The sequence below is a fragment of the Bradyrhizobium sp. SZCCT0148 genome (genome assembly GCF_018129985.1).
Lineage (GTDB): Bacteria > Pseudomonadota > Alphaproteobacteria > Rhizobiales > Xanthobacteraceae > Bradyrhizobium > Bradyrhizobium japonicum_H.
Genome location: NZ_JAFCKT010000001.1, coordinates 1,520,844 through 1,543,350 on the forward strand (window position 1 = coordinate 1,520,844; position 22,507 = coordinate 1,543,350).

Annotated in this window: 27 protein-coding genes and 1 pseudogene; 8 read left to right on the forward strand and 20 right to left on the reverse strand. The window is 64.5% G+C overall.

Features of this window, described 5'->3' with window-relative positions; translation table 11 throughout:
• Window positions 1-7 precede the first annotated feature (7 nt).
• The 4 genes and pseudogenes from JQ580_RS34290 to JQ580_RS07400 form a co-directional block, all read right to left on the reverse strand.
• Window positions 8-688, reverse strand: a pseudogene (locus tag JQ580_RS34290) (serine hydrolase domain-containing protein); the annotation flags it as partial.
• A 62-nt stretch (window positions 689-750) separates the two neighbouring features.
• Window positions 751-1,443 carry a GNAT family N-acetyltransferase gene (locus tag JQ580_RS07390; protein WP_212278986.1) on the reverse strand — a complete coding sequence of 231 codons (693 nt, stop codon included), beginning with the start codon at window positions 1,441-1,443 and terminating at the stop codon, window positions 751-753.
• Window positions 1,444-1,447: 4 nt separating this feature from the next.
• Entirely contained in the window at window positions 1,448-1,795 is a 348-nt protein-coding gene (locus tag JQ580_RS07395; protein WP_212278987.1) for a Lin0512 family protein, read from the reverse strand.
• 207 nt (window positions 1,796-2,002) lie between these two features.
• Window positions 2,003-3,667 (reverse strand): acetolactate synthase large subunit, encoded by a 1,665-nt coding sequence (locus JQ580_RS07400; protein WP_212278988.1) that lies wholly within the window; start codon window positions 3,665-3,667, stop codon window positions 2,003-2,005.
• 146 nt (window positions 3,668-3,813) lie between these two features.
• On the opposite strand from JQ580_RS07400, the gene JQ580_RS07405 reads away from it, so the two are divergent.
• Entirely contained in the window at window positions 3,814-4,686 is an 873-nt protein-coding gene (locus JQ580_RS07405) for a bifunctional helix-turn-helix transcriptional regulator/GNAT family N-acetyltransferase (RefSeq protein ID WP_212278989.1), read from the forward strand.
• 9 nt (window positions 4,687-4,695) lie between these two features.
• Here JQ580_RS07405 and JQ580_RS07410 read toward each other — a convergent pair whose 3' ends face one another.
• The 3 genes from JQ580_RS07410 to JQ580_RS07420 all read right to left on the reverse strand — a co-directional run bounded on the left by JQ580_RS07410 (window position 4,696) and on the right by JQ580_RS07420 (window position 7,453).
• The gene (locus tag JQ580_RS07410) at window positions 4,696-5,916 is read right to left on the reverse strand and encodes an MFS transporter (protein ID WP_212278990.1); all 1,221 of its coding nucleotides are present in this window, start codon (window positions 5,914-5,916) and stop codon (window positions 4,696-4,698) included.
• A gap of 287 nt (window positions 5,917-6,203) precedes the next feature.
• Window positions 6,204-6,782 (reverse strand): DUF308 domain-containing protein, encoded by a 579-nt coding sequence (locus JQ580_RS07415; protein ID WP_212278991.1) that lies wholly within the window; start codon window positions 6,780-6,782, stop codon window positions 6,204-6,206.
• Between the two features lie 86 nt (window positions 6,783-6,868).
• Entirely contained in the window at window positions 6,869-7,453 is a 585-nt protein-coding gene (locus tag JQ580_RS07420; RefSeq protein ID WP_212278992.1) for a TetR/AcrR family transcriptional regulator, read from the reverse strand.
• A gap of 77 nt (window positions 7,454-7,530) precedes the next feature.
• Between JQ580_RS07420 and JQ580_RS07425 the strand changes: the two genes are divergently transcribed.
• Complete coding sequence (locus tag JQ580_RS07425) at window positions 7,531-8,031, forward strand: peptide deformylase (protein WP_212278993.1); 501 nt, start codon at window positions 7,531-7,533, stop codon at window positions 8,029-8,031.
• A 224-nt stretch (window positions 8,032-8,255) separates the two neighbouring features.
• On the opposite strand, the gene JQ580_RS07430 is transcribed toward JQ580_RS07425, so the two are convergent.
• Together JQ580_RS07430 and JQ580_RS07435 are read right to left on the reverse strand one after the other, a co-directional pair.
• Entirely contained in the window at window positions 8,256-8,618 is a 363-nt protein-coding gene (locus JQ580_RS07430) for an ArsR/SmtB family transcription factor (RefSeq protein WP_212278994.1), read from the reverse strand.
• Window positions 8,618-9,280, reverse strand: a complete 663-nt coding sequence (locus JQ580_RS07435) for an SRPBCC family protein (protein WP_212278995.1) — start codon at window positions 9,278-9,280, stop codon at window positions 8,618-8,620. Before JQ580_RS07435 ends, JQ580_RS07430 begins: the two co-directional genes overlap by 1 nt.
• Window positions 9,281-9,457: 177 nt before the next feature.
• Here JQ580_RS07435 and JQ580_RS07440 point away from each other — a divergent pair, with 177 nt between their 5' ends.
• Window positions 9,458-9,808: a cupin domain-containing protein gene (locus JQ580_RS07440; RefSeq protein ID WP_212278996.1), complete on the forward strand. Its 351-nt coding sequence runs from the start codon at window positions 9,458-9,460 to the stop codon at window positions 9,806-9,808.
• A 143-nt stretch (window positions 9,809-9,951) separates the two neighbouring features.
• Here JQ580_RS07440 and JQ580_RS07445 read toward each other — a convergent pair whose 3' ends face one another.
• The 7 genes from JQ580_RS07445 to guaA form a co-directional block, all read right to left on the reverse strand.
• Complete coding sequence (locus JQ580_RS07445; protein WP_212278997.1) at window positions 9,952-10,833, reverse strand: AraC family transcriptional regulator; 882 nt, start codon at window positions 10,831-10,833, stop codon at window positions 9,952-9,954.
• 185 nt (window positions 10,834-11,018) lie between these two features.
• On the reverse strand, window positions 11,019-12,275 hold the full coding sequence (locus JQ580_RS07450; protein WP_212278998.1) for a serine hydrolase domain-containing protein: 1,257 nt from the start codon (window positions 12,273-12,275) through the stop codon (window positions 11,019-11,021).
• Window positions 12,276-12,418: 143 nt separating this feature from the next.
• Window positions 12,419-12,778 carry a hypothetical protein gene (locus JQ580_RS07455; protein ID WP_249133956.1) on the reverse strand — a complete coding sequence of 120 codons (360 nt, stop codon included), beginning with the start codon at window positions 12,776-12,778 and terminating at the stop codon, window positions 12,419-12,421.
• A gap of 23 nt (window positions 12,779-12,801) precedes the next feature.
• Entirely contained in the window at window positions 12,802-12,951 is a 150-nt protein-coding gene (locus JQ580_RS07460) for an integrase (RefSeq protein WP_212279000.1), read from the reverse strand.
• Window positions 12,952-13,018: 67 nt separating this feature from the next.
• Window positions 13,019-13,234 carry a PIN domain-containing protein gene (locus tag JQ580_RS07465; RefSeq protein ID WP_409363193.1) on the reverse strand — a complete coding sequence of 72 codons (216 nt, stop codon included), beginning with the start codon at window positions 13,232-13,234 and terminating at the stop codon, window positions 13,019-13,021.
• A 24-nt stretch (window positions 13,235-13,258) separates the two neighbouring features.
• Window positions 13,259-14,158, reverse strand: coding sequence for an HNH endonuclease (locus tag JQ580_RS07470; protein WP_212279001.1), 900 nt, complete (start codon window positions 14,156-14,158; stop codon window positions 13,259-13,261).
• 67 nt (window positions 14,159-14,225) lie between these two features.
• Window positions 14,226-15,824, reverse strand: a complete 1,599-nt coding sequence (gene guaA / locus JQ580_RS07475; RefSeq protein WP_212279002.1) for a glutamine-hydrolyzing GMP synthase — start codon at window positions 15,822-15,824, stop codon at window positions 14,226-14,228.
• Between the two features lie 148 nt (window positions 15,825-15,972).
• Here guaA and JQ580_RS07480 point away from each other — a divergent pair, with 148 nt between their 5' ends.
• From JQ580_RS07480 to JQ580_RS07490, 3 genes are all read left to right on the forward strand, one after another.
• Window positions 15,973-16,344 carry a nuclear transport factor 2 family protein gene (locus tag JQ580_RS07480; protein ID WP_212279003.1) on the forward strand — a complete coding sequence of 124 codons (372 nt, stop codon included), beginning with the start codon at window positions 15,973-15,975 and terminating at the stop codon, window positions 16,342-16,344.
• Window positions 16,345-16,500: 156 nt separating this feature from the next.
• Window positions 16,501-16,833, forward strand: a complete 333-nt coding sequence (locus JQ580_RS07485; RefSeq protein WP_212279004.1) for a DHCW motif cupin fold protein — start codon at window positions 16,501-16,503, stop codon at window positions 16,831-16,833.
• 264 nt (window positions 16,834-17,097) lie between these two features.
• Complete coding sequence (locus tag JQ580_RS07490) at window positions 17,098-17,307, forward strand: cold-shock protein (RefSeq protein WP_008141931.1); 210 nt, start codon at window positions 17,098-17,100, stop codon at window positions 17,305-17,307.
• 151 nt (window positions 17,308-17,458) lie between these two features.
• Here the strand turns inward: JQ580_RS07490 and JQ580_RS07495 are convergent, their stop codons facing one another.
• Both JQ580_RS07495 and JQ580_RS07500 read right to left on the reverse strand, forming a co-directional pair.
• Window positions 17,459-18,760, reverse strand: a complete 1,302-nt coding sequence (locus tag JQ580_RS07495; RefSeq protein ID WP_212279005.1) for an RsmB/NOP family class I SAM-dependent RNA methyltransferase — start codon at window positions 18,758-18,760, stop codon at window positions 17,459-17,461.
• Between the two features lie 34 nt (window positions 18,761-18,794).
• The gene (locus tag JQ580_RS07500; RefSeq protein ID WP_166469628.1) at window positions 18,795-19,217 is read right to left on the reverse strand and encodes an MAPEG family protein; all 423 of its coding nucleotides are present in this window, start codon (window positions 19,215-19,217) and stop codon (window positions 18,795-18,797) included.
• A 154-nt stretch (window positions 19,218-19,371) separates the two neighbouring features.
• On the opposite strand from JQ580_RS07500, the gene JQ580_RS07505 reads away from it, so the two are divergent.
• Both JQ580_RS07505 and JQ580_RS07510 read left to right on the forward strand, forming a co-directional pair.
• Window positions 19,372-19,986 (forward strand): acriflavin resistance protein, encoded by a 615-nt coding sequence (locus tag JQ580_RS07505; RefSeq protein WP_212279006.1) that lies wholly within the window; start codon window positions 19,372-19,374, stop codon window positions 19,984-19,986.
• A gap of 69 nt (window positions 19,987-20,055) precedes the next feature.
• The gene (locus JQ580_RS07510) at window positions 20,056-20,898 is read left to right on the forward strand and encodes a metallophosphoesterase family protein (RefSeq protein ID WP_212279007.1); all 843 of its coding nucleotides are present in this window, start codon (window positions 20,056-20,058) and stop codon (window positions 20,896-20,898) included.
• Window positions 20,899-20,913: 15 nt separating this feature from the next.
• Here JQ580_RS07510 and JQ580_RS07515 read toward each other — a convergent pair whose 3' ends face one another.
• Together JQ580_RS07515 and JQ580_RS07520 are read right to left on the reverse strand one after the other, a co-directional pair.
• Complete coding sequence (locus JQ580_RS07515) at window positions 20,914-21,213, reverse strand: hypothetical protein (RefSeq protein WP_212279008.1); 300 nt, start codon at window positions 21,211-21,213, stop codon at window positions 20,914-20,916.
• A gap of 153 nt (window positions 21,214-21,366) precedes the next feature.
• Complete coding sequence (locus tag JQ580_RS07520) at window positions 21,367-22,389, reverse strand: NADP-dependent oxidoreductase (protein WP_212279009.1); 1,023 nt, start codon at window positions 22,387-22,389, stop codon at window positions 21,367-21,369.
• Between the last annotated feature and the right edge of the window lie 118 nt (window positions 22,390-22,507).

Sequence of the window (22,507 nt, forward strand, 5' to 3'; positions counted from 1 at the left end):
CGCAACCAGCCTGCCCTGCTGCGCCTCGGGAACGTGGAAGCCAATCGGTCATACCCAGCACATCGAAGATGCGCGCCTTGAGGAAGGCATCGAGCGCCCGGCCGGAGACGACCTCCACGATCCGGCCGAGCACGTCGGTCGCCACCGAATATTCCCAGGCCGCGCCGGGATGATAAGACAGCGGCAGATCGGCCAGCTTGTCGATCATGTCGGAGAGCGGCGTCAGCGGATTGAGCACGCGCGCTTCGTTGTAGCCTCTGAACAGCACCGAGCCGGGATCGAAGATGCCGTAGCTGAGGCCCGCGGTGTGGGTCAGGAGATGCCGGATCGTAATCAGGCTCTTCGCCGGCTCGACATCGGCAAGGCTCTTCGCACCCTGCTTGAGCACCTTGCGATTGCCGAGTTGCGGCAGGATTGTCTCGATCCGGTCGTCGAGCCCGATGCGGCCTTCCTCGACCAGCAGCATGATCGCGCAGGTGACGAAGATCTTGGTATTGGAGAAGGCGCGGAAGATATGGTCAGGCCGCAGAGCAGTGTTCGCCTCGCGATCGGCAAAGCCGATGCATTGCTGATCGACCAATTCGCGCCCGCGCAGCACGGACCAGGATGCGCCCGGGATGATCTCCTGATCGACGTAACGCTGCATAGCCGTCCGCACGGCGGAAAAATCGGTCGTTCTGGCGTCCATGTGCTTCCCCCAAAATCTGGTTAGAACGGATATAGCGAACTTTCGTTGGAAATGAAGGCCGCCTATCCTTCCCTCATGAACGCCGTCACGTACAGCCGACGCCGGATCCGCATGCCCTGCCGCTGATACAGCGCAATCGCGGAGGTGTTGTTCGAGAATACGTGCAGGAATGGAACGTCCCCGCGCGCTTCGATCCGTCGCGCCACCGCCGCGAGCAGCGCCTGCGCATAGCCGCGCCCGCGATAGTCGGGATGCACGCAAACCGCCGTCATCTCGACGAACTTGCCCGGCTTCATCCGCTCGCCCGTCATCGCAACCAATTCGCCGCCGGCGCGGATGCCGAGGAACGTGCCGAGTTCGTGGGTGCGCCGCGCGAACGGCCCGGGCTTGGTTAACTCCACCAGCGCCGTCATCGCAGGCACGTCGGCCGCTCCCAGCGTGATAATCTCGGCATCCCGCAACGGACTGTCGGCGGGCGAGCCGATCATCTGCTCGCCCGTCTCGGCCAGCACGACCTTGAATCCGGAGGGAATCTCGACCGGCTCCGGCGTGAACAGCGCTGCGACCTGCGAGGGCGACATGAGATCGCCGAGCGCTGCAAAACTTGTTGCGGACATGTCGACCATGTCGGCGAACGGCGTCATGTCGACGGGATAGCGCCGGGCTAGCGGACCTCCCTCGGCCAGATGCTTGTGGCTGGTCGTCAGCGCGCTCCAGATCGGACGATCAAGCAGCGCCTCATCGCTGTCGGACACCGCCTCAGTCCTTCTCGAAGCTGACGATGACGGCGGCATTCGCGATCAGGATGGGATCGTTGGCGACTTCCGTGGCGGAGGGAATCTCCAATCCACCCTTGACGGCGGTGACGGTGACGGTGCCGTAAGGCAGCTCCTTCGCAACGGCTTCCTTGTCCACCGCCTCGGGGTTCGGCACCGCGATCGTGACGTCGACGAACATGTCGTTCGCAGTCTTGCCGATCATGCGGAAGAAGCCGAGGCTCGAATGCCTGATGGCATCCGAAACCGCGCGCTTGGCCGCCTTGGTGGCGTCCCTGCCGTGGACGTCGACGCCCATGCCCATCTCGGTGATACAGCGAATGCGAGCCATGTTTTATTCCTATCGTTGGTGGCTACTCAGTTTCGGCGCCCAGCGGCGCGGCGCAAGTTATCACTCTCGTGTCCCGGACGGGCTGCAACGCTTTAGCGTTGCTGCGCAGAGCCGGGACCAGCAGGCGATAGGGCTCGCTGGTGGAGGGACTCGGCTCTGCAGCGCACCGCCAAGAGGCGCTGCGTCCGGGGCACGAGACCACTGTCGTCAAGCCTTCGCCTTCTCGTGCGCCCGCAGCTCGTCGACCAGCACCCGCACGTTCTCCGAATAGTCGATCGGGATCACGACCAGATGCACGCCGCCCTCCTTGAACGCGGCATCCAGCGTCGGGCCGAAACTGTCGATGTTCTCGATCCGATGCCCCTTCGCCCCGTATGCCTTCGCATACAGAACAAAGTCGGGATTGCCGAAGGTCATGCCGTAATCGGCGAAATGATCAACGGCCTGCTTCCAGCGGATCATGCCGTAGGCATTGTCCTCGAGCACCAGCACGACGAGGTTGAGCTTGAGACGGATGGCGGTCTCCATCTCTTGGCTATTCATCATGAATCCGCCGTCGCCGGCGACCGCGAGCACGCGGCAGTCAGGATAGAGCATTGCGGCCATCATCGCCGACGGCAGGCCGGCCCCCATGGTCGCCAGAGCATTGTCGAGCAGCAGCGTGTTGGCGACGCGTGTGCGGTAATTGCGCGCGAACCAGATTTTGTACATGCCGTTGTCGAGCGCGACGATGCCGTTCTCGGGGATCACCTGGCGGATGTCGTGCACGATGCGCTGCGGCGTCGGCGGCCAGCGAGCCTCGGTGGCGCGGTCGGCGAGGTGGCCCAGGATCTCCTCGCGCAGCGGCAGCAGCGCCGCCGCCTGCGGCAGCTTGCCTTCGAGACGGTCGGCGAGCAGTTCGAGGCTCGGGCCGACATCGCCGACAACCTCGGCATCCGGAAAATAGACCTGCTCGACACTGGCCGACGTGTAGCTGACGTGAATGACCTTCGGCCCCGATGGCCCCATGATGAAGGGCGGCTTCTCGATCGGATCGTGGCCGATCGCGACGATCAGGTCGGCGGCATCGATGGCGTCGTGGACGTAGTCGCGCTCGGAGAGTGCGGCGGTGCCCATGTAGAGATTTGTGCCGCCGGGTACGGTGCCCTTGCCCATCTGCGTGGTGAAGAACGGAATGCCGGTGCGCCGCACGAAGCTCGATATGCCGTGCGTCGAACGCGGTCGGCTGGTTGCGGCCCCCATCATCACCAGCGGACGCTTTGCGGACAGGATCATCTCCGCGGCGCGGTCGAGCGCGGCGCGGTGGGCCACCGGGATCTCGATCGGATGCACCGGGATCACGGGGACATCCGACACCTCGTCACCGGCGACGTCCTCGGGCAATTCGAGGTGCACCGGCCCGGGCCGCTCCTCCATCGCGACGCGAAAGGCGTCGCGCACCACGGTCGGAATGCTCGAGGCATTGATGATCTGCCGCGACAGCTTCGTCAGCGGCTTCATGGTCGCGACCACGTCCACGATCTGGAAGCGCGCCTGCCGGCTGCTCATGATCGGCTTCTGGCCGGTGATCAGGATCATCGGCATCGCGCCGAGATGCGCATAGGCCGCGCCGGTGGACAGGTTGAGCGCGCCGGGGCCGAGCGTAGACAGGCAAACGCCGGGCTTGCCGGTCAGCCGGCCATGCGTCGCCGCCATGAAAGCGGCGGCTTGCTCGTGACGGGTCAGGACCAGCTCGATTTTGGAGGTGCGCAAGGATTCCACGAGATCGAGATTCTCCTCGCCGGGAACGCCGAAGATCCGATCGACCCCCTCGTTCTCCAGCGCCGCGACGAACAGGTCGGATCCCTTCACCTTGCGCTCCTGCCCGCTCATGTCGCCTCCGCTTTGCTGGCTCCCGTGTTCCACGGCAGCTGGCATATGGTAGCGGCCTGCCGCTCGGGCACAACTCACAAAGAAGCGCGACTGTTCGCTTGATCGCGCAATTGACAGGCAACGATACCTGACTAAAGTCAGACATCATGCTCGACCCCGTCTCGCGCGTTCGCCGCTTCAATCGTGCCGTCACCTCCGCCGTCGGCGCGCTAGATAGTTCCTTCCTGGGGCGCGGCCGGCCGCTGGGTGCGGCGCGGGTGCTCAACGCGATCGGGCACGGGCGTTCGGATGTCGCCGAGATTCGCGACTATCTCGGTCTCGACTCCGGATTGATGAGCCGTCTGCTGCGCAGTCTCGAGGACGAAGGACTGGTCGAGACCGAAGCGCATCAGGACGATGCACGCCGGCGTGTCGCGAGATTGACACGGACAGGCCGGCGCGAGTTCGCAGCGTATGAGGCGCTGTCGAACACGCAGGCCGAGGGCTTGCTCGCGCAGCATTCGCAACGCGAGGCGCTGCTGGCGGCGATGGACCTGATCGCGTCCGCGTTGACGCGCGAGCGTGTTGCGCTGGAGGAGATGGATCCGCGAAGCGAGCAAGCGCGCTACTGCCTCGGCGAGTATTATGCCGAACTCGGCCGCCGCTTCAAACAAGGCTTTGACGTCTCGCTGTCGCGCGACCCCGACGCCAAGGACATGCGCCGCCCGCGCGGCTGCTTCATCGTCGCGATGTCAGACACGCTGCCGATCGGCTGCGTCGGCCTCAAGGGAACCGATCACGGCTATGCCGAGATCAAGCGGCTGTGGGTCGCGCCCGCCGCGCGCGGATTGCGACTCGGCCGGCGGCTGATGGACGCGGCAGAACGCGCCGCGCGCGAGCTCGGCATCACGCTGCTGCGGCTCGACACCAACAGCGCGCTGCCAGAAGCCGCCCAGCTCTACCGCAGCATGGGCTGGCGCGAGATTCCGCGCTTCAACGACGATCCCTATCCGGACCTGTTCTTCGAGAAGCGCCTCTGAGTTCTCCGATCATGCGGCCGCCGGGGCAACGGCGACCTGCGGCTTCGCGAAGGGCTTGAACGTCATCGCCATCAGGAAGGCGCCGAGGCCCATCGCCCAGGAAAGAATGTACAGCCAGGCGTAGCTGGAGAAGGCGTCGTAGATCAGGCCGCCGGCGAGCGGGCCCGTCGCCATGCCGAGGCTGCCGGCCATCGCCGTGCCGCCGATCACCGTGCCCATCATCCTGAGCGGAAAGTTTTCGCGGATCAGCACGGCGTAAAGCGGCATGGTGCCGGCATAGATGAAGCCGAACACCGCGCCGACGGCGTAGAACGTCGCCAGCTGATGGGCGAAGACGTAGGCGAGCGCGCCGAATGCCTGCAGCAGCAGCCCCGAGACCAGCACGCGCTTGGCGCCGAAACGGTCGCCCATCAGGCCGAAGGCGATGCGGCCGCCGAGACCGGCAAAACCCTCGATGCTGTAGATCGTCACCGCCGCGACCAGCGGAATGCCGCAGCTCACGGCGTAGCTGACGGTGTGGATGATCGGACCGGAATGGGTGGCGCAGCAGAAGAAGTTGGTCGCGAGCAGGATCAGAAATTGCGGCGAGCGCAGCGCCTCGCCCATCGACATCTCGTCCTGCCCGGCCCCCTCGCCCATCGGTGCGGCCGCGGCCTGTACGAGCGCCGGCGGACGGCGCACCAGGAACGAGACCGGGATCATGATGGCGCCGACCACCAGAGCCACGATCTGCATCGAGGTACGCCAGTCATGGTTCGAGACGAGCCAGGCCGCCAGCGGCGACATCGTCATCGGCGCCACGCCCATGCCGGCGGACACCAGCGACACGGCAAGGCTGCGATGGGTATCGAACCAGCCGGTCACGGTCGCCATCATCGGCGCGAAGATCGCCGCGCAGGAGGCACCGGTCAGAAGGCCGAACACGACCTGGAACACGATCAGGGAGGTCGCATGGCTCGCCGCGAACAGGCTGAGCGCCAGCACCGTCGATCCCGTCAGCACCACCGGCAGCGGACCGAACCGGTCGGACAGCGTGCCCCAGACCATGCTGGTGCAGGCCATTGCCAGGAAGCCGATCGTCATCGCGCTGGAGATGCCGGTCACCGACCAGCCGGTGTCCTTGGCGATCGGCTGCAGGAACACCGGCAGCGAAAACATGCCGCCGATCGCGACGCAGCCGAGCAGGCCGCCGGCGGCGACGATCACCCAGCGATAGGTGGAAGAATTCATCTCTGGCCTCCGCATTTAATCTTGTCCTAGGGGAAGACGGACGGGAACTGCGCCGGCCGACAGGGATCACGCAAGTTTTTGCAGGACCTGCCAGGCAAAATTCGCGAAAACAACCCCATGCACAGTAGCCGGCCCCTGCGGGATCAAGGACTTAACGATCGGCGTCGATGAGCTGAAGGCGGCCCGCCGCGATTTGACCCGTCGGGCAAAACACCTGTCCGACGGTCGGTTCCTGCGCAGAGACGACTCAGCCCGATTGCGACGCATGGGACGTGTGATGCAAGGCCTCACGCGGCGGCGCTGCGGCGCCAGGTGCTGACCGTGAGCCAGACCGCCGAGACCAGGAAGTAGACCGCGCCGACCGCGGCGTAGCCGGCGACGTTCGCGATCGACGGGATTGCCGGCATCGTGGCCTGAAAGATGAAGAAGCCGCCGGCGAGCGCCGATTGGCCGCCGCTGAGCACCATGGCCCATTGCGCGCCGTAAAGCTTCCAGCGCCGCAACGCCGTGCCGAGTTGCAGCAAGCCCGACACCATCGCCCAGGCGCCGAAGATCCCGAGCACCCAGTTCATGCTCACCCGCAGGGCCCACGCGACCGCGAAGGCGGTCAGCAGGCTGACCAGCACGTTCAGGGCCTGCGTGCTGTTCTGACTCAATCCGCCGCTGCAGAGCGCGTCGAGATAATTGGCGGCGGCATCCCACGCCGGATAGGCGACGAGCAGCGTAGCGGCGACGACCGCCGAGGATGGCGCGATGGCCAAGGCCGCGATGACCCAGGCGAGCGAAAACGCCGCTCGCAGGAAGTAATACTGCTTCAGCCATTGGGCGCGGTCGGCGATGTTCAAGGTTGTCTCACGATCTGTCATTTCAGTTTCTTCCTACTAGTTGGTAGATTGATAGTTCAAATTCATTATCGCAGGCCGGCTGCACCACCGGCCTCGCGCGACCTCCGTCAGTGCCTGGTGGACAGCCGGTCCAGCAACGGCCGGGTGATCGTTCCGAACATCCTGGCATCACCATAGGCCCGCGATGACAGCATCGCGCCGTGAACGGTCGCCATGAAGCTTTCAGCCTCGACCTTCGCAGAACTGGACAAGTGCAGCCGCCCCTTCCGCTTGCCGCGCTCCAGAACCGCCGTCAGCCACGATGCCACGGCACGAAAATGCGCGCGGACTTCAAGCGCGACCTCGTCGGGGAGTATTGGAAGCTCGCTCGCCAGCAGCGCACAGACGCAGAAGGGAGCTGTCGCATCGGTGATGCACGCCTCCCAATAGGCCACGTAGTTTTCGAGCTGGTCGCGCGGGTCCGGGATGTTGCGCTCGAGCGCCGCCAATCCTGCCTGCGCCTCCTCGCGATAGCGCGCCACGAGGGTGCGGACCAGATCGACCTTGCTGGCGAAGTGATGGTGAATGCTCGGCTTGCGGATGCCGACGACGTCAGCGATGTCGGCATAGCTGAAGCCGTTATAGCCCCCTGCAATGATCAGCGAGCGCGCACAGGCCAGGATGTCGTCGGCAGTAGAGGAAACGTTGCTCATGCAAGCTATCTACCTTCCAGTTGGTAGAACTGGCAAAGCAGTATGCTTCAATGATCCGTGAATGCTAGGAGCCCTGTATGACCATCCGTCCCATCATCCGCTATCCCGACCGCCGGCTCGCGATGCCGGCCCGCCCCGTCACCGCATTCGACGAGGGCCTGCGCGAGCTTGCGGCGGATCTGCTCGACACCATGCGCGCAGCGCCCGGCATCGGCATCACCGCACCGCATATCGGTGCGCCCTTGCGGCTCGTCGTACTCGAGCTCGACGCCAAAGATGGCCCTCTCACTTACGTCAATCCGGTCATTGAATGGACCTCGCCCGAGATGATCCTCCACCGCGAGGGCAGCGTCTCGATGCCGGGGGTCAACGACGAGGTGCAGCGCCATGCGCGCGTGCGGATCAGCTATCAGGATCTCGACGGCAACGTGCGAAGCGAGGACTCGGACGGCCTGCGCGCCGTGTGCCATCAGCACGAGATCGACCAGCTCGACGGCCTGTTCTGGATCCAGCGGCTGTCGCGGCTGAAGCGCGAGCGGCTGGTGAAGAAGTTCGAGAAGATGGGGCGGAGTTCGTAATGCATGCATTCCCGCTTGCAGGACGATCGCATCCGTCGCGTTGCGCCATCTGGACGGACGCCGCGTCCTGCAAGACGACCGCTTTGCGGTCTCCTCAGGCTGAGGCTGAGCAGCATCGGTGCTTGAGACCCGTGCCACGCATCAGGTCCGCATCCCGAGGGACGGCCAACGACAGGCGCCTGGACGGATGGCAGGCGAAGCCGCCCCACCAGGCAACCGCGTCCTCACGCCCTCTTCCCACCCCGCTTGGTGATCGGCGCGTTGCGGCGCTCGCGCTTGCCGCGCGCGATCTCGGTTGCCAGCGCGTCCAGCTTCGGCTCCCAGAAATTCCGGAACTGACCGACCCACGCATCCACCGCGCGAAGCCCGGCGACGTCGACCGAATAGAGCCGCCTCTGCGCGTCCGCGCGCACGTTGGCAAAGCCGCTCTCGCGCAGCACCTTGAGATGCTGCGAGACCGCCGCCTGGGTGATCCCGAACTCGACCCCGATCATTTCGACGACCTCACCGGAGGCCATCTCGCCGCGCGCCAGCAACTCGAGGACGCGGCGGCGCACGGGATCGGCGAGGACTTCGAAAATTTGCATCAGCTTCCTGTGCCGGGATGTGCGATGTCGGGCGGCATCTCGCCGCGATAGAACGCGATGGTCCTGTCGGAGCGCCGCTTCGCCTCGGCGGGATCGACTCCGCTGGCGACATGCGCCGCGCGCCAGGACTCGCCGCTGGTCGTTATGAACTCCTTGCCCTCCGGCGAGACCATCCAGGCCTCGGCCGTCTCATGGTCGACCGATGCCCCCGTCGCAACATAGCGATCCAGCCCCGCGAGCGCGAGGTCCCAGCCGACGCCCACCGCGCCCGGACCGAACTGAGTCCAGTGATCCTCGATGATGGCGGTGTGCTCGAGCGTCAAACGCGCCTGCTCTCGTTCGGCCGCCAGCGTGACGTCGATCCAGCTGATCGCGCCGCCGAACTCCCATGTCGCTGCGAAATGAGTCGGCGGCGTGCACGCCGTGATGGTGCCGCCGGCATTGCCCTTGACCTGGTAACGTCCGCCGAGCTGGAGGTCGCCCTCGACCGCCGCAAACCAGCGCGGAATGCGGTCCCTGTTGGTCACGGCGTCCCAGAGATCGTCGACACCGGTGTCGTAGAGCCGCGTCAGTGTCACCGCGCTCGCGGGTTTCCCGTCCTTGTCGAAATTGCGCACCGAGCGCGCAACGAGGCCCAGGACTCTGGCGACGTCGATCTGCATGGCATTTCTCCCGATCGTTTCGTTCGAGCCGGAATATCGGTCTCTACGAATATAAGTCAACACTTATATTACGTCTCGGTGCGTCAAACCACCTCGCAGGCGGCGTGAACCAAAGCCCTGCCCAAGCGTCTATTCCGTCCCCACCCCACCCCCAGTGCTCGCAGACGGAAGGCTGTCATGAAAGTTCGCAAAATCACCCTCGCCGACGCATCGTTCGAACGCTCACCGGGACAGGACGGCGAGATTTTCGCGGCGAACGTGATCGACCAGCGTCACGGCGGGCCGATCACCATCGGCTTCGGCCGCTACGCACCGAACCAGCAGCTGGACGAAAAGCTCGGCGTCGACGACGTCATGCTCGTCCTGGAAGGAAAGCTCTCGGTCAGCAGCGCCGGCAGCACCGTCACGGCAGGTGCCGGCGAGATCGTCTACATGCCGAAGGGCGAGACGGTCACCATCCGCTCGCACGAGCAGGGTGCCGTCACCGCCTATGTCACCTATCCGCATTGGCAGGAGGCTGGCGAGTGAGCGCGAGCCCGTCCGCGGCCCATCCTTCGATGGCGCCCGCCTGCGGCGGGCAAACGGGATGAGGTCTTCTTGCGGCCAGTTCTTGGACCTCATGGTGAGGAGCCCGCACAAGCAGGCGTCTCGAACCATGCAGGCCAAGATCGCTACTTCAGCGGCAGGAACACGTCCGCGACCGTCTCGTGCTCCGGCACCTCCGGGAAGAAGCTCAGCCGCTGGCAATAGATCGGGAAGTCGCGCGCCTCCTCGCCGCTGGCCGGAAGCCAATCGCGATAGAGGTAGAGTGCGGCGGGCTCCAGATTGTCGGTATAGCCCGTGACGCGCAACACGGCGCAGCGACCGCCGGGGATCTCGCCGGCCTTGATCGCTTCGCCGTGCGCCTCGATCGGCTGATCGGTCCCGACGCAAAGGTCCACGCTGTAGTCGGCCTGCTGCGCAGGACGCCCCTCGGAATGCCATACAGTGAAAGTCGGATGATTCCTGGGGTGCAGGTTGGCCGCCTTGCGCCACGCGATGAACCGCCTGATGGTGGCACCGAGCGTTCCGGGGTTTCCCCGATGCTCCATGATCGCCACCCGTGTCGGAGGCACGTCGCGGACCGTCACGTCGGCCGTGGTAAAACGTATTTGCATGAGCTTGCTCCTCGCCTTGTCGAGAGGCCCGAAGGCCGCAAGCCACGGCTCCCATTCCGGCGATTTCCGGAACAACGACGGCGATTGCCCGAACCGTTGCCGAAAGGCGCGGGCGAAGGCATCGGGCGCGTCGTAGCCGGCGTCCATTGCGATATCGGTGACATCGCGCGCGTCGCTGTAGGCCAGCTGGTGCGACGCGCGCTTCATGCGGGCGAGCTGGACGTAACGATGCACCGATAGCCCGAAGGTCGCGGTAAACTGCCGGTGGAAGTGGAATTTCGAGAAGGCGGCGATTGCTGCGAGACTGTCCAGGTCCAGATCGTCGTCGAGATGCCGGTCGATATGCTCCAGCACCCGGCGCATCCGGTCCTGATAGTTTTGCAGCGCCGTCGTCATCGTCCTTCCTCCGTGGCGGCTGCAGTTAGGCGAAGATGGGCGGGACGCGCTCGACCGATCTTGCGGTTTGGCAGGGTGTCGTTCGTAGGATGGGTAGAGCGAAGCGAACCCATCATGGCTGGCGCTCGGCGAGAGAAGCCGATGGGTTTTGCTTCGCTCTACCCACCCTACAAGCTACGCTCGCCCTACCCGCCCGCCATCAGTTCCTTCGCCAGCGCCATGTAGGCCGGCAGCGTCACGGGATCGTTGGCGGCGTTGCCCGCCACCGGATGCGATGCGTAGCGCGCGATCACCATCTCGGCCTTGGGATCGATGTAGATGCCCTGGCCGTAGACGCCGCGCGCCATGTAGGCACCGTGTTCATTGTGCGTGACCCACCATTGGTTGCGGTAGGACGCGCCCGGCAGCGTCGGGTAACCGGCCGGCGCGAATTTTGCGGGATCGCCGCCGCGCGCGATGTCCTCGACCACCTGCGACGGCACGATCTGGCGGCCATTGAAGCGGCCGTGATTGCGCATGGTCTCGCCGAAGCGGGCGAGATCGCGCAAGGTGGTGGAGAGGCCGCCGCCGCCGCTCTCGGTGCCGATGCGATCGACGTGATAATGCGCATCCTCCTCCGCGCCCATCGGTTGCCAAATCCGCTCGGACAAGAGCTCCGCCAGCGTCAAGCCGCTGACGCGTCGGCAGATCCACGCGAGCACGTCGGTGTTGACGGTCTTGTAGGCGAAGGCCTTGCCGTGCTCGCCCTGCTTCTGTTGCGCGATCAGAAAATCGAAGATGTTGGTCGGCCCGTCGTAATCAGGCGGGATCGGAGCCATGCCGTTAGCCCGCCGCAGGCCCCACACGTCCGAATTCTTGTCGGTGTAGACCTCGGTGTAGGCGAGCCCCGTGGTCATATCCATGACCTCGTGCACGCGCGCATCGCCGAACCCGCTCGCCTTCAGCTCCGGCACATAGTCGGTCACGGGCGCCTGCGGATCGATCTTGCCCTCGCTGACCAGAATGCCGGCAAGCACGCCGGTGAACGACTTCGTCACGGACATCCCGATATGCGGCTTGTGCGGCTTCAACGCGCCGAAATAGCGCTCATAGATCAGCCTGCCCCGATGCAGCACGGCGATGCCGTCGGTGTAGGTCTCCTCCAGCATCTTGGCGAAGGTCATGGGCCGGCCGTCCATCGTGGTCGATGCGACCGCGCCGATGTCGTGATCCTCGCGCGGAAGCGGCGACGCCGGCCCTGCCCCGCGCCAGACGTTCACCGTGGGCACGAGCTGGCGGATGTTGCTCCAGGCCCAGCGCAGTTCGGGGAAGCTGCGGAAGGAGCCGTTCTGGAAGGTGATGAGGCGATCGGGGGACGGCGGGAAACCGCGCATCCAGCCGAGGGTTTCGGGATCGGTCTCGGCGGCGGTGGGCTGGCTGGCGGCGAGTGTGGTGGTGGACATGGACAATGGCTCCAGACGTTCGGCGCCGATGTCGTAGCATCAGACAATACCGCGGACATCCCGCGTTTGCGACGGGCACCTGCGCGCCGGACACCGGGGGTGCAACCGGAGTTTGGTACGAGAACGCGACCGGTACGGTCGGATCACTTTTTGGTCGTGTCCTCCGATGGCAGCGCTGCCGAGCCGCCGATCTTCTTCGAGACCACGTAGACGTCGACGGCACTCATCGAACATTCCTCGCTCGATGCCTGGCTGTTCGTGATGACCTCGATCGTCGTGCCATCCCGAGTGCGAAACGTGATGTCGTAAACCTGCTGGTAGCGATCCTTGCCGATCTTTTCGGACGCGAGACGAACGGCCTTGGTCTGCGTCTCGTTCACGGACGGGATATCGATGAGGCCGGCGTTCTTGAGATGCACGAGGGCCATGTTGGTGGGCCAACTCGCGCAATCCGGAGTCTTCGCCAGCGCCGCCGCAGGCGGCATGGCAAATATCGCAGCCATCACCATTGTCAACGCGGCGCGCATCAATGCATGACCTTGAAGGTGTGGTCGCCACCTGTCCAGATCTGCTTGCGCTTGGTGATGGGCAGGACGGCAACGTCGATGCCGTCGCGGTCGCCGCGCTTGTAAAGCTTCTCGCCAGTCTCGAGTTGCCGAAGTCCTGTGTAGGTCAAACAAGGTATTCTCCGTTTGGTTCGCCGCCAGATACCATAGCGCTCGCGCCGAGCACTTGCGCGACAATCAGGACGGCGGCACGCCCCTGAAGCGATCGAGCACGGGCACGCCGAGCGGCTCGAAGTGCCTGACATTGCGCGACAGGATCGTCAGAGCATACTGGCGTGCAGTGGCAGCAATGATGACATCGGCAAATCCTGGCCCATGCTCCTGCCCCAGGGCCGGTCTGATTGAAGTGCCATCAATTTCAAGGACTCCCGGACGCGCCACGTCAGGCGACATTCGAGCGAAGCAAGGCTCACCTGCCTATTGCTTGAAGCAATGCTCGCGGTGCCACCTCAGGAAATGCGGATGCGGGTAATCCGATGCCCGCTGCGGCGCAATTGCGTAGCCGGTCTTATTCATCATCGACCGCACTCCATCCAGATCGTTTGTCTGGCGAGAGATCAAGATTTCCAGATTATCCGCCAAGCTGACGAGGCCGCGATCAAACATCCAATGCGCGGTGCCAGAAAGTGCGACGCCATTGTTAATGATGTCTGGCCCATTCGCCTCAACCGGTCGAATGTGAGCGGCCGCAACTTCTGCCCGTCCCATTCCATTGATGAGCTTCAGCCCGGTAATGGCACAACGCTCATCATAAGCGCGCAGTACGACACGGCGAAAGACGCGATCGCGCAAAATTCTCGAGACAGTCAAACTAACACGATCGCGCTGCTGTTCGAACCTGAACTGCACCTGTGTCTCATTGAGATCAAGCTGTCGGACATCTCCATCAAGCCGCGGCAGCAGCGGTGCACTCTCGGCCAAACCGAGTTCGCATATTCTGTTGAAATCGTCAGGAGAGATTGGCCGGACTGCCGCCTGGGCACGCCCCGAAATTCGTCCTTGCTCATTCAGGACGCCCCGCTCCACCGGACCATTTGGCCCGTTGAAAGAAACCGGATTGGCAAAGTCGAGATAACTTCCGGGTTCAATCAGGGCGAGATACATTCCCGAAATAGCAGGGTCGGGAATGACCTGCTGAACACGAGCTATCGCAAAGTAGCCACGCGTTTCAGCCACCTTGCTCGGTTCATAGTAGATGATCCAATCGCCGATGCAGGCTTCGACGCGGCGCAGGTACTGGCTCGGAAATTGATATTGTTCAGCGGGACTGTCATCGTAGATCGAGTCCGACCGATGGATGAATACCCCAAATCCCATGATTATTGCGGCGTCGCCTCTCCGGGACGTAACTACCTAATTCAGTTTGCTTAACTTGGCGAGGAAGCTACTCCCACTCAATCGTCCCAGGCGGCTTGCTCGTCACATCATACACCACCCGGTTCACGCCCTTCACTTCGTTGATGATGCGTGTGGCGGTCTCGCCCAGGAATTTCATGTCGAACTGGTAGAAGTCCGCGGTCATGCCGTCGGTGGAAGTGACGGCGCGCAGGCCGACCACGAAGTCATAGGTGCGGCCGTCGCCCATGACGCCGACGGTCTTGACCGGAAGCAGCACCGCGAAGGCCTGCCAGATGTCGTCATAGAGGCCATACTTGCGGATCTGGTCGATGTAGACGGCGTCGGCCTTGCGCAGGATGTCGAGCTTGTCCTTCGTGATCTCGCCGGGGCAGCGGATGGCAAGGCCCGGCCCGGGGAACGGGTGGCGGCCGACGAAGATTTCGGGCAGGCCGAGCTCGCGCCCGAGCTTGCGGACCTCGTCCTTGAACAGCTCGCGCAGGGGCTCGACGAGCTTCATGTTCATGCGCTCGGGCAGACCGCCGACATTGTGGTGCGACTTGATGGTGACCGAGGGTCCGCCGGTGAAGGAGACGCTCTCGATCACGTCGGGATAGAGCGTGCCCTGCGCGAGGAAATCGGCGCCGCCGATCTTCTTCGCTTCGGCCTCGAACACCTCGATGAAGAGTCGGCCGATGGTCTTGCGCTTGGTTTCGGGATCAGTGACGCCTTCGAGCTCGCCGAGGAAGCGCTCCGACGCGTCCACGTGCACCAGCGGGATGTTGTAGTGGTGGCGGAACAGATCGACGACGGTCTTGGCTTCGTCGAGACGCAGCATGCCGTGATCGACGAACACGCAGGTGAGCTGGTCGCCGATGGCTTCGTGGATCAGCACGGCCGCGACCGCTGAATCGACGCCGCCGGACAGGCCGCAGAGCACCCTGCCTTTGCCGACCTGGGCACGGATCTTCGCGATCTCCTCCTCACGGAAGGCGCGCATCGTCCAGTCGCCGGAGAGGCCTGCGATCTTGCGCACGAAATTGCGGATCAGTTTGGCGCCGTCGGGCGTGTGCACCACTTCGGGATGGAACATCAGACCGTAATATTTGCGCGTCTCGTCCTGGATGATCGCGAACGGCGCGTTCGGCGAGGTGCCGGCCACCGAGAAGCCCGGCGGCATTTTGGTGATGCGGTCGCCATGGCTCATCCACACCTGATTCTTGCCGCCCGATGACCAGACGTCCTCGAACAGCTGGCTCGGCGCCTTGACCTCGACGTCGGCGCGGCCGAATTCGCGGTGATGGCCGCCCTCGACCTCGCCGCCGAGCTGGGCCGCCATGGTCATCTGGCCGTAGCAGATGCCCATCACGGGCACGCCGGAATCGAAGATCAGCTGCGGCGCGCGGGGCGAGCCTGCCTCATGCACCGACTCCGGACCGCCGGAGAGGATCACCGCTTTCGGCTTCATCTCCTTGAAGGCCTCTTCGGCCTTGTTGAACGGGACGATCTCGCAATAGACGCCGTCCTCGCGCACGCGACGGGCGATCAGCTGCGTCACCTGGCTGCCGAAGTCGACGATGAGAATCTTGTCATGCGCCGAGGCCACCGAGGGCGTCGACGCGGAGCGGTCGTGCTGTGCTGCTGTCATGGCCAGCAGATACGCGACGTGCGACCGGCCCGCAACCGCGCGGACCGCGCGCCCACATTCTTCTTTGGGCATGGACAAACGCTAATAGGTCAGTATTATTGACATAATTCGCTCCGGATCACACAGGAGCCCATCAGGGAGAGCGCTCGTGTCACAGCACCATCAGCCATCAACGCTTGCCGCGCTCGGCCGGACCTGGGTCGAGGCCTGGAATGCGCGCGATCTCGACCGCGTGCTCGCACTCTATGACGAGGCCGCCGTGATGACCTCGGACCGCATTCCGATGCTGGGGTTCGATGCCAGCGGCACGGTGCGCGGCAAGGCGGCGTTGCGGGCCTATTGGGGCAAGGCGCTCGGGCTGATTGCGAACCTGCATTTCACGGTAATCGACGTCTTCGTCAGCCCGGACAGCGTCGTCGTGTTCTACGAGAACGAGCGGGGCAAGCGGATCTGCGAATATCTGCGGGTGAACGAGGCGGGGCTGATCGTGCAGGGTTCGGCGAACCATCTGGTGGAGTAACCTGTCCTCGTCATTGCGAGGAGCTCTTGCGACGAAGCAATTCAGCCTGTCGCCGCGGATGCATGACTGGACTGCTTCGGTTCGCTTGCAGGACAGAGACCGCTGGACGAGCGTACGCTAACACTGCGCCCGCCGGCTCTGAAACAGGATCTCCTCATGAAGCTCCCCACCTCCCCCTTTACCGTCACCGACTGGAGCACGGTCAGCCCGACCGCACATGCCGGCGAACGCGGTGAGGCCATTTGGCGCACGCTCACCATCGGCGATCTCCGGGTCAGGATGGTGGAATATTCGCCGGGCTATCTGGCCGACCATTGGTGCGATCGCGGCCACGTGCTCTACGTGCTGAAGGGCGAGCTCGACAGCGAGCTGCGCGACGGGCGAACATTCAAGCTGACGGCGGGGATGAGCTACCAGGTTTCGGACTACGGCGACGCCGCGCACCGGTCGTCGACCGCAACCGGCGCGACGCTCTTCATCGTGGACTGAGATCCGACCGGCGGTTTATTTGCACCGCAAAATAGCAAAGTCATGCGACGTGCCGGGTCGCGGGTGATGCCTTGAACTGGCCCCAAATTCTCGCTATATTGTGATCATCGATACTTGGCCGAACGACTGGGCCGCTTCGCTTCGTTGCAGACGGGCGCGCACGCTTCAGATGACTTCTCCAAACATCGACTGAACAGGACCATGGGCGCATGCTGCGTACCGGTCCACGTGCGTAGGCTCTTTAACTAACTAAAGGAAATTCCCATGGCTATGGGCACCGTGAAGTGGTTCAACACCCAAAAGGGTTATGGTTTCATCCAGCCGGACGACGGCCAGAAGGACGTGTTCGTGCACATCAGCGCCGTCGAGCGCGCTGGCCTCTCCTCCCTCAACGAGGGTCAGAAGGTCTCGTTCGACATCGTCGCCGATCGTCGCAGCGGCAAGTCCTCGGCTGACAATCTCCGCGTCGGCTAACGCCAACGCACCGTTCTGACCACGGACGTACCGGCAGAACGTTAGAGCTTGAAAACCCCGCGACCGGGATCCGGTCTGCGGGGTTTTTGTTTTGGGGCGGTCTGTCATTCCGGGGCGCCCGCAGGGCGAACCCTGAATGACGGGCGAGTCATTAGGCACCCTTCTTCAGCACCGACACGAAAAACCCATCCGTCCCGGTCCGCCGCGGCGTCATCAGCCAACCCTCCGGCGATTGCAGCGCGGCCTCGCCGAACGCCTCTGCCTTGTCCCAGAGCACGCTCGCGGTCTGCTCGGGCGGGACGGGCGCGAACTCGGGATGGCGCGCGACGAATGCCCTCACCTGCTCGCCGTTCTCTTCCGACAGCACCGAGCAGGTGATGTAGGCGATGCGGCCGCCGGCCTTCACCAGCGGCACTGCGCGCTCCAGCACCTCGACCTGGTCACGCAGGCGAATCTCCAGCGCGCCCGGGCGCATGCGCCATTTGGCGTCGGGGTTGCGGCGCCAGGTCCCGGTTCCCGTGCAGGGCGCATCGATCACGACGAGGTCGGCGGTGCTGCTGATGTCGGCCAGGGGATCGGCGTCGCCCTTGGGCGTGCGGACATCGGCATTGTGGACGCCGGCGCGCGACAGCCGCTCGTGGATCGGGGCGAGCTGGCGCTTGTCGCTGTCGGTCGCGATCAGCCGGCCCTTGCCCTGCATCAGGGCAGCGAGCGCGAGCGTCTTGCCGCCCGCGCCGGCGCAGAGGTCGATCACCTGCTCGCCGGGTTTTGCCGCAGTGAACTGGGCGGCCAGCTGCGATCCCTCATCCTGCACTTCAATCGCACCCTTGATGAAATCCTCCTCGGCCTGGATCCCGGGGTTGCGCGCATCGGCCGAAAGCGCGATGCGCAGGCCCGTTGCCGACCAGGGCGTCGGTTTCGCGTGAAGATGAGCAAGCGACTGCAGAGCCTTGTCGCGATTGGATTTTAGCGTGTTGACGCGGAGGTCGAGCGGCGCCCGGCTGGCCATCGCGGCCGCCTCCGCCGCGCGGTCCTCGCCGAACACTTTTGCCAGGTGCGGATCCAGCCATTCCGGATAGTCGCCGGCGATCGCCGCCGGCGCGTCCTTGAGGGACCGCGAGCCGAGCGCGGCCTGCTCGGCGTCGGTCAGCGGCGCCGGCGCGAAGCGGCTACCGTCGAACAACGCACCCATCGTGGCCATGTCCATGTCGCGCTCGAGCCGGAGCATGCCGATCAGCCTGGCACGCGCGGTATCGGACTCCATCAGGAACGCGCTCGAGGCGTAGCGGCGCAGCACGTCCCAGACCAGGCCGGCAATGGCGGCGCGGTCGCCCGAGCCGGCAAAGCGGTGCGCGGTACCCCACTCCTTCAACGCCTTGGCCGCGGGCACGCGGTCCTTCTCGATGGTGTCGATCAGTTCGATGGCTGCGGACAGCCGGGCAGCGGGAGTCATTTGAATCTTTCAGGTCAGGATCGGCGCGCAAGCGTCAGATCAACAACAGCATCTTCAGCGCGAAGTAGATCCACATCGCGAGCAGCACCAGCACGCCGGCGAGCCAGGCCATGGAGCGGCGGCCGAGATCGTTCGAAGACACGAACACCCCGGCATGGGCGAACCGCGTCACCACGAACACCCAGGACATCAGCACGATGAAGAGATCGGCATGGCGCAACGGCAGCGCCAGCGCGATCAGGACATAGAACAGCACCGGCAGTTCGAACTGGTTGCGGTAGCAATTGGCGAACTGCGTGGCGCCCTTGGGCCAGTTCGGCTCGCCCAGCGCGATGTCGCGAATTTTGGTCTCGCCCGCGACCAGGGTTCGGCGGCGCGCCAGCACCATGCCGATCAGCAGCGCGAAGGTGAGACCCACCTGCACGAACACAGGCAGCAGAACCATCTGGATGGACATCGGAACTTTCCCGTAAGGCGGCATGCCGCGGACCGTCATTAGCCGCGTCCGCCGGTCCTGACAATCAACGAGTTGAACCGGCGTTCCCGTTCCCGCGACCAACCGCCGATAGCTCAAGCGATTTTGCTTCTTCGGGCCGCACGGCGAGCCAGCCATGACAACCTTGTCCAGCCTTCTGACCGACTCCGCCGACGGCAGGCTTGGTATCCTGATGTCGGCGCTGTCAGGTGTTGCGGCGGCCCTCGCGGTCGCGCTGGCAATGACCGTGTATTTCCGCCTGTCCTACCGCACCTGGCGCGACGTCGTCAGGCATGGCCTCGCCACCCTCGCCGCGCTCGTCCTGTTTGCCTTCGCCGCCTACGACATGCGCCATGCCGCGGCGGCCTATCTCGGCCTCAACCCGTCCAAGCCGGCGGTCGAGTTCGAGATCCGCATGCCCCGGGACACGTTGACGACCGCGTCCGAGTCCCAGATCGAGCTGCACACCGACCGCAACCAGACCCTGGCGCTGGTCGACGGTGTGAGCGAACTCGGCGACGGCCGCGCATTGCTGCGCGGCGCGGTCGCGCTCAACCACCGCACCGCGGACCGCGTGCTGGTCGTGAACCTGCCGGGCAAGGGCATTTTCGAATTCCGCCTCCGCCTGCCCGCCGAGCCGCATCGCTCCCAGGAGTTCGGCCCCTGGCACCTCGCCGACCGCATCGCCGCACCGCTCGCCGACACCGTCGCGCCGCAAGACGCCTACAAGATCCGCTACCGCGTGCTTTAAACTTTGTTCGCTGCGATCGATGTCCGCGCTGTCATCGTTCCGACGCGCCGGCGCGGGTACGCTGATCGCATGTCCGAATTTCGCCTGACGCAGATTTCCGACACCCATCTCGGCCGGCGCTTTCCCGGCCTGATCGCCAACTTCCAGGCGATCCGCGCGCATATCGACGGCAACCGGCCCGATCTCGTCGTCAACACCGGCGACATCGCCTTCGACGGGCCGACCAGTCGCGACGATGCTATGTTTGCAAAAGACCTGCACGACGCCCTGCCCGTCGCCTGCCGTTACCTCCCCGGCAATCACGACATCGGCGACAATCCGACGGCGGTCGGCCCGGCGCCGAAGCCGCCGGTGACGGAAGCGTACCGCCAGCAGTTCTGTGACCTGATCGGCGAAGACCATTGGTCGTTCGAGGCCGCCGGCTGGTGCTTCATTGGCCTCAACTCGCTGGTGATGAATTCAGGGCTCGCCTTCGAGGCCGAGCAGTTCGACTGGCTGAGCCGCGAGATATCGCGCGCGGCCGGCCGGCCGGCTGCGCTGTTCCTGCACAAGCCGCTGTTTCTCGACCGACCCGACGATGCTGAAACACCGGGGACCGCGATCCGCTACGTGCCGCAACCGGCGCGGGCGCGGCTGATCGAGATGTTCGGGACAATCGATTTGCGCCTGGTCGCCAGCGGCCACGTCCACCAGCGACGCGACTTCAGCTATCGCCACACCCGCCACATCTGGGCGCCATCGGCAGGCTTCGTCATCAACGATGCAAGGCAGGACCGAATCGCGATCAAGGAGGTCGGGCTGGTCGAGTATCGCTTCCGACCCGACAGCTTCGAGGTCCGCCACGTCAGGGCCGTGGGCCAGGTCGATGTCGACATCGAGGAGCTGCTTGCCCGGATGGGCGGCCCGCATTGAGACGCACCGTTCGGCTCAGGCCACGCTCTTGAGATCTTGCTGGATCGCGGCGAGCAGGGATTGCAGCGCGTCGCTGTTCACCGGCCTTGCCGAGAGATCGTTGGCGGGCGGCTGCCTGACGGGCTGCGCGGCCTTGACCGGGCGCTTCGGGAATGGCGGCGGCGGTTCCGGCATCGCCGGGCGGGTAAGATCGCCCTCATGGTCGATATGGACGAACTTGCCATGGATGACGTCGTCGTGGCGGCCCATGATGAACATGGCCGTCCAATAGCCGGCGGCAAGCAGGATAACGCAGAAAACACTGATCTCTAACATCGTAGCACCTAAAATATGCCCAATGATTCAACGTCTTCGCCCCGCGGTCAATGAACCGGCGGTCACACCTGCGGCTTTTACGGAGCAGGTGTGGCCGATCGGTCACTCTTTGTTAACCATATTCGCCCGCCTTCGTGTGGCGGAGGTGGTGGTTCAGACCTTGTCCGGCCCGACCCGAACCAGCTGCTTGCCGAAATTGGCGCCCTTCAGCAGCCCGATGAAGGCGCTTGGCGCGCTTTCCAGGCCCTCGGTGACGAACTCCTTGTATTTGACCTTGCCGTCGCGGACCCAGGAGGACATGTCGCGCAGGAAGTCGCCGTGGCGGGAGGCGAAGTCGGAAACGATGAAGCCGCGGAAGGTCAGCCGCTTGGTCAGCGTCGCGCGCATCATGCTCGCGGCCCATTTCGGCGGCTTGGCCTCGGTGTCGTTGTAATGCGCGATCAGGCCGCAGACCGGCACGCGCGCGAACGGGTTGAGCAGCGGGAATACCGCCTCGAACACGGCGCCGCCGACATTCTCGAAATAGACGTCGATCCCTTTCGGGCAAGCCTCCTTCAGCTTGGCGGCAAGATCGGGATCGCGGTGATCGATGCAGGCATCGAAGCCGAGCTCTTTCACGACGTAGTCGCACTTGTCCTTGCCGCCGGCGATGCCGACCGCGCGGGCGCCCTTGATCTTGGCGATCTGGCCGACCGCCGAGCCGACCGCACCGGAGGCGCCCGCAACCACGACGGTCTCGCCTTCCTGCGGCTTGCCGATGTCGAGCAGGCCCGTGTACGCCGTCATGCCGGGCATGCCGAGCACGCCGATTGAGGTCGAGATCGGCCCGAGCTTGGGATCGACCTTGATCAGGCCTTTGCCGTTCGAGATCGCGTGGGACTGCCAGCCGGTCCGTGCACGGACGATGTCGCCCTTGGCGAAATCCGGATTGCTGGAGGCTGCGACCTCGCTGACCGCCTCGCCTTCCATCACGCCGCCGACCGGCACCGGCGCGGCATAGGACGGACCATCGCTCATGCGCCCGCGCATATAGGGATCGAGCGACAGCCAGATCGTACGCAGCAGGACTTCGCCGGCGCCAGGCGTCGGAACCGCGAATTCCTCAATGCGGAAATCGGAAGGCTTGGGTTCGCCGACGGGACGGGCGGCGAGAACGATGCGTTTGGCTTGGGACATGTTGGCTTCCTCCGAATTGTGTTTCGGCGTGAACGGAAGCGGAGCGAGGTAGCCGCGTCAACACAAAAGCGGTGGAGCCACACACGCGCTGTCATCGCCCGAGTTGATGTTTAGCCCG